The 15,297-nt window shown below is 42.7% G+C and carries 11 protein-coding genes; 7 read left to right on the top strand and 4 right to left on the bottom strand.

Annotated features, from left to right (window positions below):
- The first annotated feature begins 25 nt into the window (after positions 1–25).
- Positions 26–517 (top strand): GNAT family N-acetyltransferase, encoded by a 492-nt coding sequence (locus J0X13_RS11680; protein ID WP_207071608.1) that lies wholly within the window; start codon positions 26–28, stop codon positions 515–517.
- Here the strand turns inward: J0X13_RS11680 and J0X13_RS11675 are convergent.
- The 3 genes from J0X13_RS11675 to J0X13_RS11665 form a co-directional block, all read right to left on the bottom strand.
- Positions 514–2,334, bottom strand: a complete 1,821-nt coding sequence (locus J0X13_RS11675) for a GNAT family N-acyltransferase (protein ID WP_207071607.1) — start codon at positions 2,332–2,334, stop codon at positions 514–516. The two genes, J0X13_RS11680 and J0X13_RS11675, sit on opposite strands and share 4 nt — an antisense overlap.
- 78 nt (positions 2,335–2,412) lie before the next feature.
- Complete coding sequence (locus tag J0X13_RS11670) at positions 2,413–3,663, bottom strand: aspartate kinase (RefSeq protein WP_207071606.1); 1,251 nt, start codon at positions 3,661–3,663, stop codon at positions 2,413–2,415.
- A gap of 27 nt (positions 3,664–3,690) precedes the next feature.
- On the bottom strand, positions 3,691–4,173 hold the full coding sequence (locus tag J0X13_RS11665) for a GNAT family N-acetyltransferase (protein WP_207071605.1): 483 nt from the start codon (positions 4,171–4,173) through the stop codon (positions 3,691–3,693).
- Positions 4,174–4,284: 111 nt separating this feature from the next.
- Here J0X13_RS11665 and fbp point away from each other — a divergent pair, with 111 nt between their 5' ends.
- Positions 4,285–5,292, top strand: coding sequence for a class 1 fructose-bisphosphatase (fbp, locus tag J0X13_RS11660; RefSeq protein WP_207029286.1), 1,008 nt, complete (start codon positions 4,285–4,287; stop codon positions 5,290–5,292).
- On the opposite strand, the gene J0X13_RS11655 is transcribed toward fbp, so the two are convergent.
- Positions 5,289–5,720: a tellurite resistance TerB family protein gene (locus J0X13_RS11655; protein WP_207029284.1), complete on the bottom strand. Its 432-nt coding sequence runs from the start codon at positions 5,718–5,720 to the stop codon at positions 5,289–5,291. The genes fbp and J0X13_RS11655 overlap by 4 nt on opposite strands.
- A gap of 90 nt (positions 5,721–5,810) precedes the next feature.
- Between J0X13_RS11655 and J0X13_RS11650 the strand changes: the two genes are divergently transcribed.
- The 5 genes from J0X13_RS11650 to mfd all read left to right on the top strand — a co-directional run bounded on the left by J0X13_RS11650 (position 5,811) and on the right by mfd (position 15,277).
- Positions 5,811–6,839: a ligase-associated DNA damage response exonuclease gene (locus tag J0X13_RS11650; RefSeq protein WP_207071604.1), complete on the top strand. Its 1,029-nt coding sequence runs from the start codon at positions 5,811–5,813 to the stop codon at positions 6,837–6,839.
- Complete coding sequence (locus J0X13_RS11645; protein WP_207071603.1) at positions 6,836–8,446, top strand: ATP-dependent DNA ligase; 1,611 nt, start codon at positions 6,836–6,838, stop codon at positions 8,444–8,446. The genes J0X13_RS11650 and J0X13_RS11645 overlap by 4 nt, the downstream gene beginning before the upstream one ends.
- Positions 8,447–10,909 carry a ligase-associated DNA damage response DEXH box helicase gene (locus tag J0X13_RS11640; protein ID WP_207071602.1) on the top strand — a complete coding sequence of 821 codons (2,463 nt, stop codon included), beginning with the start codon at positions 8,447–8,449 and terminating at the stop codon, positions 10,907–10,909.
- Positions 10,906–11,532 (top strand): ligase-associated DNA damage response endonuclease PdeM, encoded by a 627-nt coding sequence (pdeM, locus tag J0X13_RS11635; RefSeq protein ID WP_207071601.1) that lies wholly within the window; start codon positions 10,906–10,908, stop codon positions 11,530–11,532. The genes J0X13_RS11640 and pdeM overlap by 4 nt, the downstream gene beginning before the upstream one ends.
- Before the next feature lie 349 nt (positions 11,533–11,881).
- Positions 11,882–15,277, top strand: a complete 3,396-nt coding sequence (mfd, locus tag J0X13_RS11630) for a transcription-repair coupling factor (RefSeq protein ID WP_207071600.1) — start codon at positions 11,882–11,884, stop codon at positions 15,275–15,277.
- The last annotated feature ends 20 nt before the right edge of the window (positions 15,278–15,297 follow it).

Raw genomic sequence — 15,297 nt, 5'->3', positions numbered from 1 at the left:
TATTACAATAATACCTTTTATACATATGGTTATCAGAAATATGAAAACTTCGGACTGGGAAGAGGTCTCCAGAATATATTTGGAAGGAATAGCCACAGGATTTGCCACTTTTGAGACCCAGGCACCTACTTACGAACATTGGGACAATGCCCATTCCAGCGAATGCCGTTTAATCGCTGAAACGGATGGCGAAATCATGGGTTGGGCGGCACTTTCCCCTGTTTCCAGTCGATGTGTTTATGGCGGTGTCGGGGAGGTGAGCATTTATATTTCGGACAAAAGTCGTGGTAAGGGTGTTGGCAAATTACTGATGCAGCATTTGATCGACGAAAGTGAAAGGGCTGGTTTTTGGACGCTGCAATCAGGAATATTCCCTGAGAATACGGCAAGCATCAAATTACACGAAAAAATGGGCTTTCGCTATATTGGTAAGCGGGAGCGTGTGGGCAAAATCCACGGAGTTTGGAAAGACAATTTACTGTTCGAGAAACGCAGCTGCAATGTCGGTGTCGATTAATCCTCTTCTGATGGGCCATTACCCTCTGCCACCTTGCGCTCAAGCTCCGCCTGGAATTCTTCCATCACAGGTTTAACGGTACTTTCAGGTAAATCCGCAATTCGGATATACATTAACCCATCCACCGAGTTATTGAACAAGGGATCCACATTAAAGGCCACCACCTTGGCATTTTGTTTGATATATTTTTTGATCAATACGGGCAATCGTAAACTCCCTGGCTCCACTTCACTGATCAGTTTGTCAAATTTGTTCAGGTCGGCCTGTGTTTCGTCGAAAACAAACTCCTTATCGGCATCCTTAAGCTTTACCTTGAATTCTTTTTTAGGACGTATATATTGGGCTACATAAGGATCCCAATAATTGGATTTCATAAACTCGATCATCAACGACTTGGAGAAATTGGAGAATTGATTACTGATACTTACCCCACCTATCAAATATTTATGCTCCGGGTGTCTCAAAGTCGTATGGACGATTCCTTTCCAAAGTAAAAACAGGGGCATGGGTTTTTGCTGATATTCCTTTACAATGTATGCCCTTCCCATCTCAATGGATTTTTCCATCATACCATAGAGCTCGGGTTCAAACCGGAACAGGTCTTGAAGATAAAAACCATCAATCCCATAATTTTTAAATATTTCCGAACCCAATCCCATTCTGTAGGCACCAACAATGGTTTTGGTGTCATTGTCCCACAAGAACAAATGGTGGTAATACGAATCAAACTTATCCAGATCTATGGCATTGTTGGTCCCCTCGCCCACTTCTCTAAAGGTAACCTCGCGCTGCCGGCCAATTTCGTTCAGGCAAAAAGGCATATCCTTGGCCTGGGCAAGAAAAACCTCGTAATTTTTGCTTTGCAGCATACGACAATCTTTCTCTCGTAATTTTTCAATCTCGCCCTCCAGAACCTTTGCACTGATGGCAGTGGCTATTTTTTTGGGTGGTTTTGGAATTTTCAGCGACGTGGGTACTTTATCAATAAACCGCTCCTTTTCAAAAACATTGGCCAACAAATACGTTTTTTTACGGAGCAACTCCGCAAAACCTTCCAAAGTTTCTTCCTCATTTTGTGTATTTACCGAAATAGGCTGACCTATTCTAACCTTAATCGGACGCAAGCTCTGTGAAGTAAGTTCCGAAGGCAATTTGGCGGTACGGAATACATCATCAATTTTGGACAACCGGTAAAACAACCTGCTGTTCCGCGCATGAAAATAAATGGGCACTACGGGTACCTCGGCCTTTCTTATCAATTTTATGGCCGCTTCTTCCCACGGACGGTCCACAACCAACTTCCCATCACGATACGTAGAAACTTCACCTGCCGGGAAAATCCCCAACGGATGACCATCCCTTAAATGTTTGAGCGCATTCTTAAAACCTACAATACTGCTCTTGGCGTCCTTATGGTTTTCAAAAGGATTCACTGGCATTATATATGGCTTTAATGGCTCTATGCGATGCAATAAAAAGTTGGCGATTATTTTATAATCGGGTCGCTCGTTCAGTAATAATTTAAGCAACAACACCCCATCAATACCGCCCAACGGATGGTTACTGATTGTGATATACGGACCAGATTTGGGCAAACGTTTAATGTCCTCTTCCGGAATTTCGAAGTCGATTTCGTAATGATCTAAGATGGAATCAAGGAATTCGGGCCCTGAAAGGTCCTTGTTCTTGTCGTAAAATCTGTTGATAGTGCTAATTCTGGTAGCTACCATTAAAAGCCATCCCACAAAAGTGCCCAAAAAGCCATATTTGTCCAGATGGATGACTTTCGCCACCTCTTTAGCAGAAACCAAGCCCATAGAAAAAGTATTTAGGTCCCTGTAAAGATAGAAAATAAACCCTATAGGCTTTTTTGCCTAACTATTTGGCATAATCTCTTATTTTACAACCAATTGAACAGTTTCCTTACCTCTTTGCTCGACCAACACCGATTTTCCATTTTGAAGGGATTTGACCGATTCATCATTAAAATGGCGAATGGTATACAGTGATACATCTTCATGACAGACCACTTTAAATTTTCGCTTAAGTTCGTCCAGCAAAGGCGGTAATCCCCTGAATTTATTGTCCAAGCAGACAGAAAAACTAATGGCCGAGTTCTGTATAAGGTCCACTTTTAATCTGTGGTCGTGGAACAACTTGAAGATTTCACTGATATTATTCTCTACTATGAAGGAAAAATCAAGAGAAGAAAGTTTCAACAATACCTGATTCTTTTTTACTATAAAACAGGGCACCTTTGGCTCTATGCCATTTCCTTTACCCACTGTTGTGCCTTTGTCCTTGGGATTTACAAAGGATTTTACCCTTAAAGGGATTTCCTTGCGCTGTAAGGGTTGCAATGTTTTTGGGTGAATTACGGAAGCTCCGTAAAATGCGAGCTCAATGGCTTCGCGGTACGATATTTTGTCCAATAATTGGGCATTCTCAAAATTTCTGGGGTCCGCATTTAATACTCCAGGAACATCTTTCCAAATGGTAACCGATTCCGCATTAAGGCAATAGGCAAGGATTGCTGCAGAATAATCGGAACCTTCCCTACCCAAAGTAGTGGTAAAGTTATTGTCGTCGCTTCCCAGAAAACCTTGGGTAATATTTAATTTTGAAACATCTACCTTGGACACTACTTCCTCTTGGGTCCGTTCCCATTGCACTTGGGCATCCCTATAACTGTTGTCCGTTTTAATGAGTGTTCTAACATCCAACCATGTATTGGAAACCCCGACCTCGTTCAAATATGCACTCACAATGGTTGTGGAGAGCAGTTCCCCGTAACTTACCACTTGATCGTACACAAATCCATATTTGGGCGATTTGTTCCAAGCCAAGAATCCTTTTACTTCTTCAAAAAGACCCTTCACTTTTGTATAAACAGGATGATTCGGGTTTTGGAAAAGTTCGGACAATATCCCGTTATGATAATCAATCACCTCCTGAATGGAGGCATTAACCTCATCCTTGTCGTTAAAGTAGGATTCCACCACTTTTTCCATAGCGTTGGTCATTTTTCCCATGGCGGAAATGACCACCAAGGTATCGTTATACCCCACTTCCTGTAAAACGTTGACCACATTTTTAACCGCATCTGCATCTTTAACGGATGCTCCTCCAAACTTAAATACCCTCATGTATTTATATTCTTGAATTTTGAATGCCTAGTTCAGGCTTTCGATATAATTTTTGATTCCTTTTTCATCCAATTGAACCACATCCCAATCCCTTAGGACATTTGCCCCTTTCTTCTCATAAAACTCGATGGCAGGTTCGTTCCAATCCAAAACTTCCCAGCAGATGCGTTTTACGCCCAAACTATCTCCGTACTTTACCACCTCATCCAGCAAAGCCGTCCCGAGACCGCTTCCACGCATCTTTTCGGACACGATTAAATCCTCCAAATGAATGGCAGGACCTTTCCAGGTGGAATATCGGGGATATACCAAGGCTATGCCCGCTATGCCATCTTGGGTATCGGCAACAAAACAATGGAACATCTTTTTTGTCCCAAAACCATGGGTTACCAAATCCTCTTTAGAGATTTCCACTGCATCCGGTTCCTTTTCAAAATTGGCCAGTTCCTGTATCAAGCTTAATACTTGCTCCATATCCTCTGGTTTGGCCTCTCTGATTGTATATTCCATAATTGTTACAAATAAAACTCAAAGTTATAAAATTACATAATTAAAGTCTTTCGAAAACGTTGTAGTTTCACAAAATGCCCGATATTTGTCCATAAATAAAACAGCCTTTCCATGTTTGAAAAGCAACATCGCACTCTTGGCGAATTCATTATCGCCAATCAAAACTCATTTCAATATACTTCCGGGGAACTATCAAGACTGTTGAACGGCATCCGTTTAGCCGCAAAGGTAGTGAACCACGAAGTTAACAAAGCGGGATTGGTCGATATTATCGGTGCCGCCGGAGACACTAATATCCAAGGTGAAAACCAGCAAAAATTGGATGTCCTTGCCAATGAAAAGTTTATTCAAACCTTAAAAAATCGCGAAATCGTATGTGGAATCGCTTCGGAGGAAGAAGATGATTTTATCAGCATCAACAGTTTTGACAAACAGCACAAGAACAAGTATGTTGTACTTATTGATCCTTTGGATGGCTCCTCTAATATTGATGTAAACGTTTCCGTAGGAACCATTTTTTCGATTTACAGACGGGTAACTCCAGAGGGCACTCCTGTAACATTGGAAGACTTCCTACAACCTGGAAGAAACCAGATAGCTGCAGGATACATTATTTATGGAACGTCGACCATGTTGGTCTATACCACTGGAGATGGTGTCAATGGTTTTACCTTGAACCCTGCTCTGGGTACTTTTTATTTATCCCATCCAGATATGCAGTTCCCTGAAACAGGCAAAATTTATTCAGTGAACGAAGGAAATTACATTCATTTTCCACAAGGGGTCAAGGATTATATTAAGTACTGTCAAATGGAAGAAGGTGACAGACCTTACACCTCAAGATACATAGGGTCTCTTGTTTCGGATTTTCACCGTAACATGATCAAGGGAGGTATTTACATGTACCCCAAAAGCAGCAAAGCCCAAAATGGAAAATTACGGTTATTGTACGAATGCAACCCTATGGCATTTTTGGCCGAACAAGCCAAAGGAAAGGCCAGCGATGGATACCAGCGCATAATGGACATACAACCTACCGAATTGCACGAACGCGTACCTTTTTTCTGTGGAAGTAAACAAATGGTCGAAAAAGCGGAGGAGTTTATGGCCAATGCCTAGTTACACTCACGCTTTATCAATACATGGTAATCTTCGAAGGCAATCTGACCAGAGAAAATAGCGATGGACTTATCGATGATTTCGGATGCTTTTTTAGGGGCAAAACCTAAACCAACGGCATATTTTTCAACAATCTTGCGCTCGTCGTCATCTATATAATGATCAGAAAAAATAATCTGGAAAAACTCGAATAGCCTTTTAAATCTTTTTTCGCCACTATGTGGAGTTTCAATAGGATATTTGTTCTCCCTTTTCATCACCTCCTTAAACTCATCCTCACTAATATTGAGCTTAAAGGCAAATTTTTCCAAAACGGCCATCTCCTTTTCGTTGATATCCCCATCAACAGCTGCCAAACTTGCCAAAGTGGCAAAATGGGCCAAATTTGTCCTGTGATCTCCGTGCTCGTATAAATCTAAAATTGGCATATCGAAAATTTTGTGGCACAAATATAAATTTTTAAAACAGATTAAAATATGAAAAAAGTCACCAAAAGAAATTTGTAATTTACCACTGCTATGAAAACACCTTTGCTCCAATTCACCTCCAAAGGGATTTATTGTAAAAAAGCGGATGTTTATTTGGATCCTTGGAAACCAGTGGACAAGGCCATTATTTCACATGGGCATGCCGACCACAGCCGTTGGGGGCACAAAAAATACATCACTCACCACAAGAATATACCCATAGTACAACATCGCTTGGGAGAAGTATCCATTTCCGGGAAAGATTGGGGTGAAACATTTACGGTAAACAATGTAAAATTCAGTTTTTACCCTGCAGGCCACATTGTTGGGTCTTCGCAAATAAGGGTAGAACACAAAGGTGAGGTATGGGTCTTTACTGGAGATTATAAAACCGAAGATGATGGGGTCACAACTCCTTTTGAGCTTGTAAAATGCAATACTTTCATTACCGAATGCACCTTCGGGTTGCCCGCTTTTCAGTGGAGACCGCAGCAAGAAGTGTTCGATGACATTAACCAGTGGTGGGCGCAGAACCGATCGGAAGGAAAAACCTCAGTTCTTTTTGGTTATTCTCTCGGCAAGGCACAACGTCTGATCAAGCATTTGGACACTTCCATAGGCAAAATATATACACATGGGGCAGTGGAAAATATGACGGATGTACTACGCCCCTTGATTGATCTACCTCCAACCCATTTGATTACAAGGGAAACCAAGAAAACCGAACTTTTAGGTAACATTGTTGTTGCACCACCAAGTGCACATGGAAGCACCTGGATTAAAAAAATGGTCCCATATGTTACAGCCACGGCCAGCGGTTGGATGGCCTTTAGGGGAGCGCGAAGACGCAGGGCCATTGACAAAGGTTTTGTACTTAGTGACCATTGTGATTGGAAAGGACTACTGGAGACCGTCGAAGCCACAGGAGCTGAAAAAGTAATATGCACCCATGGCTACACCGATATTTTCTCCAAATATTTGATGGAACTGGGCTACGATGCCCGAACCGAAGCCACACAATACGAGGGCGAACTATCCGAAATCAATACTTCGGAAAAAGAAAAATCGGAAGCAGAATGAAACAGTTCGCCCAACTCATAAAAACTTTGGATGGCACCAACAAAACGAATGTAAAGGTCCAAGCGCTGTCCCAATATTTTAAAGAAGCCAGCAGTCAGGATAAGGTTTGGACCATAGCCATTCTTTCCCATAGAAGGCCCCCACGACCAGTAAATACAACCTTGTTGCGTACTTGGGCCGCTGAACTATCCAAGATTCCGATATGGTTGTTCGAGGAAAGCTATCACATTGTTGGCGATTTGGCCGAAACCATAGCCTTGGTGGTGCCCTCCACAGAAAAAGGCACTGACAAATCATTGACATCCTTTTTGCAAGAGATGCTAGCTTTGAAACAAAAACCAGAAACCGAGAAAAAGAAATATCTTTTCCAGCATTGGTCCGTACTGGATTATTACGAGCGTTTTGTCTTCAACAAGTTGATTACGGGCAGCTTCAGAATCGGGGTCAGCCAAAAACTAATGACCCGTGCACTTTCAAAAGCAACAGGTATCGAAGAGGATATTTTAGCTTATAAATTAATGGGGAATTGGGACCCGAACCGTATTACCTTCCACCATCTGGTTTTGGAAGAAAAGGAGAGCGATTACCTATCAAAACCCTACCCTTTCTTTTTGGCATATGCTGTGGAAGACGATGTTTCTGAACTGGGAAATGTCAACCAATGGTCCGCAGAGCACAAATGGGACGGCATTAGGTGCCAGGTCATCCTACGTAATGATGAACTATTCGTTTGGAGTCGAGGAGAAGAACTGGTCACCGACAAATATCCAGAGTTTGAAGCATTTGTGGGCGTTGTTCCCAACGGAACAGTGTTGGATGGAGAATTGCTACCGTACCCCAAAGGAGAAATCGGTACTTTTAAAGATTTACAGACCCGAATTGGGCGAAAGAACATTTCAAGATCACTTTTGGAAAAAATCCCGGTCAAATTGAAGGTCTATGATATGTTGGAGTGGAAAGGAATAGACATCAGGAACAAAAGCTATTTGGAGCGAAGAGGTATCCTGGAAGTTTTCTATAAAAACACGATAAAATCAAACAAAGGGGCAATACCCTTGCTTTTATCCGAACGGATGCAATTCAATTCTTGGGACCATGTTGCACAAGAAAGAGACTTGTCGAGAGAAAAACATAGTGAAGGCCTGATGCTCAAACGTAACGACTCCACCTACCAAGTAGGACGAAAAAAAGGCGATTGGTGGAAATGGAAGGTCGACCCGCTTACCATCGATGCAGTACTCACCTACGCTATGCGGGGCCATGGTCGACGAAGTAACCTATTCACCGATTACACCTTTGCACTCTGGGATGAAAACGAACATGGTGAAAAAGAACTGGTCACCTTTGCCAAAGCCTACTCCGGGCTTACGGACAAAGAATTTCGGCAAATGGATGCCTGGATCAAGAAAAATACGTTGGAACGCTTTGGTCCCGTGCGAAGCGTTACCCCTCATCATGTTTTTGAAATCGCCTTTGAAGGCATTGCTCCCTCCAAGCGCCATAAAAGTGGCGTAGCAACACGCTTTCCCAGAATTTTACGCTGGAGAAAGGACAAAAAAATCGAAGAGGCCAATTCTTTGGATGACCTAAAAAGTTTGATTATCTAAATGAAGCAAAAAGAACTTTTTCAAATTGCCGAAAATTGGTTTCAAGATCAAAATTGGAAACCATTTCCTTTTCAAAAAGAGAGTTGGAAAGCATTTTTAGATGGCAAGCACGGGCTTTTAAATGCCCCCACAGGTAGTGGAAAAACCTATGCCCTTTGGTTTCCGATCGTTCTCAACTACATCAAAAACCATCCAAACTACAAGACTAAGCACAAGAAAGGGCTAAAAGCTATTTGGATCACGCCATTACGGGCGCTTTCCCAAGAAATAAAACAATCTGCGGAACGCATCACCAAAGATTTGGGAACCCAAATGACCGTGGGTATTCGAACGGGCGATACTTCGGCAAAAGAACGGGCAAAAATGCGCACCAACATGCCCGATCTATTGATTACTACTCCGGAAAGTTTACAGTTGTTGTTATCATCCAAAGGCTACGAAAAAACCTTTAAGGACTGCTCAGCTATTGTGGTAGATGAATGGCACGAACTTTTGGGCACCAAGCGTGGTGTTCAAATGGAATTGGGTCTATCTCGACTTAAAACGGTCTGTGAAACATTACGGATTTGGGGTATATCGGCCACTATTGGAAATCTGGAGCAAGCCCGTGAAGTCTTATTGGGACCTTCATCCCCAGAATTGGAAAATTCGATTCTGGTCAAGGCCGACCTTAACAAAAAAATCACGGTAAAAAGTATTATTCCAAAGGAAATGGAAACTTTTCCTTGGCGTGGACATTTGGGATTGCACCTTTTAGATCAGGTTGTTCCCATCATCAACAACAGTAAAACCACTTTGCTCTTCACCAACACGCGAAGCCAATGCGAGATATGGTTTCAGAAAATACTGGAAAAATATCCCGAGTTTGCCGGAGAAATGGCAATGCACCACGGTAGCATCAATAAAGAAACCCGTCTTTGGGTGGAACAGGCTATTCGGAACGAAAGCCTGAAGGCCGTGGTCTGCACATCGAGTTTGGATCTGGGAGTCGATTTCGCGCCGGTGGAAACGGTAATACAGATTGGAGGCCCCAAGGGGGTGGCCCGATTTTTACAACGTGCGGGGCGCAGTGGCCACAGACCGGGAAAGGAAAGCGTCATTTATTTTTTGCCCACACACGCCATTGAATTGGTAGAGGCCTCGGCTATGCAAAAAGCGGTTTTGAACAGTGCCGTGGAAGACCGTATTCCCTACTTGAGCAGTTTCGATGTCCTCATCCAGTATTTGACCACCTTGGCAGTTTCGGATGGGTTTTATCCTGATGAAATCTATCCAGAGATCAAACAAACATTCTGTTATCAAACCTTGACCGAAGAACAATGGCAATGGCTACTCAATTTTTTGGTGATGGGAAGCCAAAGTCTGAAGAGTTACGACGAATACAAAAAAGTAGAAGTCGAGGAAGATGGCAGATTTAAAGTGAACAGCAGGGCAGTGGCGATGCGGCATCGTTTCCAGATCGGAACCATTGTCGGGGACGCCACAATTTCAGTACGTTATCAAAAAGGGGGGTACATTGGTAGTATTGAGGAATACTTCATCTCCAAATTGAGCCCTGGCGATGTCTTTACCTTTGCAGGCCGAAATCTGGAATTTATACGGATCAAGGGGATGGCCGCACACGTGCGCAACTCCAAAAAAAGGACGAACAAAGTACCCAGCTGGATGGGCGGGCGCTTGAGTTTTTCCGCAAAAATGTCCGAGCTGTTGCGACAAGAGCTCTACACAGCAGCGTTGGATTTTTCGGACCAGTCGGCAGAAATCCAAGCATTACAACCTATGTTTGCCAAACAACGAGAAGAAAGCATTGTTCCAAAGCCCCATCAATTTTTGATTGAAACCTTTAAAACTCGAGATGGCTACCACCATATGTTCTACCCCTTTGAAGGTAGGGCCATCCATGAAGGAATGAGCAGTTTATTGGCCTATCGCATCAGCTTGCTGGCACCCATTACCTGTTCCCTTGCGTTTAACGATTACGGTTTTGAATTGCTATCGGACAGGGAAATCAACATTCAGGAAATTTTGGACAACAATCTTTTTACACCAGAATATATGCTGTCCGACCTTCAAAAAAGTTTGAACTCCAACGAAATGGCGCGTAGAAAATTCCGTGACATTGCCGTGATCAGTGGTATGGTGTTCACCGGATATCCCGAAAAAGGAATCAAAATGAAACATCTGCAAAGCAGTTCGGAATTACTGTTTGATGTTTTCCGTGATTTTGAGGATGATAATTTGCTCTACCAGCAAGCCTACACCGAAACTTTTGAGCATCAACTGGAAGAGGGTCGATTACGTTTGGCCCTGGAACGGATTGCCCAACAAGAAATTATCTGGAAGCCATGTTCGCAGCCCACCCCTCTCTCCTTTCCCATTATTACGGATAGGTTGCGGGAAAAATTGTCCAACGAAAAATTGGCGGACCGTATTAAAAGAATGATGGCTAAATTGACCAAATGAAGCTAACGATCCATAATCAAGAATTTCAACTACATCCTTTGGGTGGACTGTTTTGGGAGGAAAAATCACTTTTGCTGATCAGCGATGTGCATTTGGGCAAGGTATCCCATTTTAGAAAGTTCGGGGCTGCCGTTCCCCGAAAGGCCATTCACAAAAACTTTCTGCTTCTGGATAAGATCGTTTCCGATTTTCAACCCTTTCAGATCTGCTTTTTGGGCGACCTATTTCATTCATCGTTGAACAAAGAGTGGGAATTGTTTGAAAATTGGGTGGGCAAAACACCTGCCGAAATACTATTGGTAGCAGGTAACCATGACATTATTGCGCCGGAAAAATTCGAGAAGCTCAAGATTTCCATATTTCCAGAGTTGGTGATTGGCTCCTTCCTATTAACACATCATCCTGAGGAAAGAGAGGAGTACTTTACGTTTTGCGGACATATTCACCCATCCATAAAACTCAAAGGTTTTGGAAGGGAACGCATAAAACTGCCCTGCTTTTTTAAGTCCAGCAACCAAATGATCTTGCCTGCCTTTGGTCAATTCACGGGCACTCATTCCCTTGATCCTAAAGATTCTGATGAAGTGTATGCCATTGTGGAGGATAGCATTATTAAAGTTTAGACCCGCAAGGTTATTTCTAAATGAAATGCAAAGCATCGGTTGAGAAATCTTTCCGAAATGGGTAAGTTCAAAACAATGGGCAATAAAAAGTGACTAATGAAGGGGATGTCATTCCGCACCTGATGCGGAATCTACCAGTTTTCAAGTGGATTCCTGACTTCATAGGAATGACATACCCTTTATTTGAGATAAGTCGTGCCAATTCTGTCAAACTTTTGGCGTATCCGTAACCAATAGATCCTTCGCTTTACTCAGAATGACCAGGTATTTTTGAGCATGGAAGAGAAACCCAAAAAAACATTTTTAGTAAACCTTTTCGCGGTTTATCTTTGCACCAAAGTTTTTTGGATTGACCAAAACCCCGATTTCCCAACTTTTTGAACAGTCTCCCCAACTTGGGAAACTGAGGGATAGTATTGCCCAAACACGGGACAACGAATCCGCTGCATCACAAAAAATCAATATAAAAGGGCTTGTCGGCTCCTCGCTTTCCTTTGTGATTTCCGAAGCTTTTAAATTCGCTGAATCCCCATTTTTGCTGATTTTAAACGATAAGGAGGAAGCTGCTTATCATTTAAACGACTTGGAGCAACTCATCGGTGAAAAAGACGTGCTCTTTTATCCGGGAAGTTATCGTAGACCCTATCAAATTGAGGAAACCGACAACGCCAATGTACTTTTGCGTGCCGAAGTGCTCAACCGCATCAATTCCAGAAAAAAACCCGCGATAATCGTCACCTATCCCGATGCGCTTTTTGAAAAAGTGGTCACACGGAAGGAACTCGACAAGAATACCCAAAAAATAAAAATAGGCGACGAGATCTCGTTGGATTTTTTAAACGAGATCCTTTTTGAATATCAGTTCAAACGGGTGGATTTTGTGACCGAACCAGGAGAATTTTCTGTTCGGGGCGGTATTGTAGATGTTTTTTCGTTCTCGCACGATGAGCCATACCGTATCGAGTTTTTTGGGGATGAAGTGGACAGCATCCGAACGTTTGATGTGGAAACACAGCTCTCAACGGACAAAGTAAAAAAGATTACCATTATCCCGAATGTGGAGAACAAGTTCACCGAGGAAATTCGGGAAAGCTTCTTGAAATATATTTCTGCCAAAACGGTGGTCTTTGCCAAGAATCCGGCTTTGATCTACGATCGTATTGATTCCTTTTTTGAAAAAGCGGAGGAGAGTTTTGCAAAATTGAGCGAGGAAATAAAACATGCGAAGCCCAAAGAACTGTTTTTGGATTCAGCTTTGTTAAAAGAGCAATTGCAGGATTATTTATGTGTTGAGATTGGAGTTTCTAGTGAGACCCTAAAACAAGTTCAGGGTGACGAAATCCAGTTCAACATCAAACCCCAACCTTCCTTCAATAAAAAGTTTGACCTGCTCATTGAAAACCTCAACGATAATCGTGATTCTGGTTATAGCAATTATATTTTCTGTTCCACGGAACAACAGGCCAAGCGTTTTCACGATATTTTTGATGAAGTGGATGAAACGGTACACTATCAGACCATCATTTTCCCGCTTCACCAAGGTTTTGTGGACCAAGATTTAAAAATTGCCTGCTATACCGATCATCAAATTTTTGAACGCTACCACAAATTCCATTTAAAGAATGGCTATGCCAAAAAACAGGCCATCACCCTAAAGGAACTCAACAAATTGGAAATTGGGGATTATGTTACCCACATTGATCACGGTATCGGCAAGTTTGGTGGATTACAAAAAATTGATGTGGAGGGCAAAAAACAAGAAGCCATCAAACTTATTTATGGCGACCGTGACATTCTCTATGTCAGCATCCACTCACTCCACAAAATATCCAAATACAACGGTAAGGACGGGGCACCACCAAAAATATTCAAGCTGGGTTCGGCTGCTTGGAAAAAACTAAAGCAAAAAACCAAGGCTCGGGTCAAAAAAATTGCCTTCGACCTTATAAAAGTCTATGCGAAGCGTCGATTGGAAAAAGGTTTTCAATACGCTCCGGACAGCTATCTACAGCACGAATTGGAAGCGTCTTTCTTGTACGAGGACACTCCAGATCAGGAAAAAAGCACCCAAGATGTAAAGAAGGATATGGAGAGCGAAAGGCCAATGGACCGCTTGATCTGCGGGGACGTTGGTTTTGGGAAAACGGAAGTTGCCATTCGTGCCGCGTTCAAGGCCGTGGACAACGGTAAACAGGTAGCTGTTTTGGTACCAACGACCATTTTGGCCTTTCAGCACAACAGAACCTTCAAGGAGCGATTAAAAGAGATGCCCGTGTCGGTGGATTATCTCAACCGTTTCCGTACCGCCAAAGAGAAGAAGGATGTATTGGAGCGATTGGCCTCTGGTAAGATCGATATTATTATCGGGACCCATCAGTTGGTTAACAAAAACGTTCAGTTCAAGGATTTGGGCTTGCTGATAGTGGATGAAGAACAAAAATTCGGGGTTTCGGTAAAGGAGAAATTACGTTCCATTAAAGAAAATGTGGACGTGCTCACCTTAACGGCCACTCCAATTCCGAGAACCTTGCAATTTAGTTTGATGGCAGCCCGGGACCTTTCCGTGATCAACACCCCGCCTCCCAACCGCTACCCTATCGAAAGCCAAGTGATTCGATTGAACGAGGATATTATTCGGGATGCCGTGTCCTATGAAATCCAAAGGGGCGGACAGGTTTTCTTTATCCATAACCGCATTGAAAACATCAAGGAGGTGGCAGGGATGATCCAACGCTTGGTTCCCGATGCCAAAATTGGAATCGGCCACGGGCAAATGGAAGGTAAAAAACTGGAATCCTTAATGCTCGCTTTTATGAACGGTGAGTTTGATGTATTGGTTTCCACCACGATTATTGAAAGTGGTTTGGACGTTACCAACGCCAACACCATTTTTATCCATAATGCCAACAATTTTGGGTTGAGCGACCTCCACCAAATGAGAGGACGTGTGGGGCGGAGCAATAAAAAGGCCTTCTGCTACTTCATTACCCCTCCATATGAAGTCATGACCACCGAGGCCCGAAAGCGTATCGAAGCTTTGGAGCAATTCACAGACTTGGGAAGTGGTTTCAATATTGCGATGAAGGATTTGGAAATTCGTGGGGCTGGAGACCTTTTGGGAGGTGAACAGAGCGGTTTTATCAATGAGATCGGATTTGAGACCTATCAAAAAATATTGTCCGAAGCCATTGATGAACTCAAAGAAAATGAGTTCAAGGAACTGTATGATGAAGTAGAGGGCGACAAGGAAAAAGTATATGTGAAAGAGATGCAGCTAGACACGGATTTTGAACTGCTGTTCCCGGATGATTATATCAATAATATAACCGAGCGCCTCAACCTGTACACCCAATTGAACGATGTAGCGGATGAGGAAGGTCTACAAAAATTTGAGGCACAATTGGTGGACCGTTTTGGCGAATTGCCAGAGTCTGTGGTCGATTTGATGAACTCTGTTCGCATTAAATGGATTGCCATCCATATTGGTTTGGAAAAAGTAATTATGAAAAAGGGTAAGTTCATCGGTTACTTTGTAGCGGACCAGCAATCCAGTTTTTACCAGAGTGCCGTATTTACCCAAATACTGCAATACGCACAAACGCACCAACAAGTGGTAAAACTCAAGGAAAAACAGACCCGAAACGGATTACGATTATTGCTAGTGTTTGATAAGATAACGAGTGTGGATAAAGCGTTGCAGGTTCTTCAGCCTTTTACTCCTCAAAAGGAAAATGTTTCGGCATAATCTGCGTCATGACGAACTCA

The sequence above is a fragment of the [Muricauda] lutisoli (nom. illeg.) genome (genome assembly GCF_017313105.1).
Taxonomy (GTDB): Bacteria; Bacteroidota; Bacteroidia; order Flavobacteriales; family Flavobacteriaceae; genus Flagellimonas; species Flagellimonas lutisoli.
The sequence above is the reverse complement of the archived record's forward strand: the minus strand, read 5'-3'. Positions and strand labels throughout refer to the sequence as shown.

Excerpts from the sequence above, each read along its gene's own strand:
- J0X13_RS11680 (WP_207071608.1), top strand. The coding sequence starts at position 26 with ATGGTTATCAGAAATATGAAAACTTCGGACTGGGAAGAGGTCTCCAGA.
- J0X13_RS11675 (WP_207071607.1), bottom strand. The coding sequence starts at position 2,334 with ATGGGCTTGGTTTCTGCTAAAGAGGTGGCGAAAGTCATCCATCTGGAC.
- J0X13_RS11670 (WP_207071606.1), bottom strand. The coding sequence starts at position 3,663 with ATGAGGGTATTTAAGTTTGGAGGAGCATCCGTTAAAGATGCAGATGCG.
- J0X13_RS11665 (WP_207071605.1), bottom strand. The coding sequence starts at position 4,173 with ATGGAATATACAATCAGAGAGGCCAAACCAGAGGATATGGAGCAAGTA.
- fbp (WP_207029286.1), top strand. The coding sequence starts at position 4,285 with ATGTTTGAAAAGCAACATCGCACTCTTGGCGAATTCATTATCGCCAAT.
- J0X13_RS11655 (WP_207029284.1), bottom strand. The coding sequence starts at position 5,720 with ATGCCAATTTTAGATTTATACGAGCACGGAGATCACAGGACAAATTTG.
- J0X13_RS11650 (WP_207071604.1), top strand. The coding sequence starts at position 5,811 with ATGAAAACACCTTTGCTCCAATTCACCTCCAAAGGGATTTATTGTAAA.
- J0X13_RS11645 (WP_207071603.1), top strand. The coding sequence starts at position 6,836 with ATGAAACAGTTCGCCCAACTCATAAAAACTTTGGATGGCACCAACAAA.
- J0X13_RS11640 (WP_207071602.1), top strand. The coding sequence starts at position 8,447 with ATGAAGCAAAAAGAACTTTTTCAAATTGCCGAAAATTGGTTTCAAGAT.
- pdeM (WP_207071601.1), top strand. The coding sequence starts at position 10,906 with ATGAAGCTAACGATCCATAATCAAGAATTTCAACTACATCCTTTGGGT.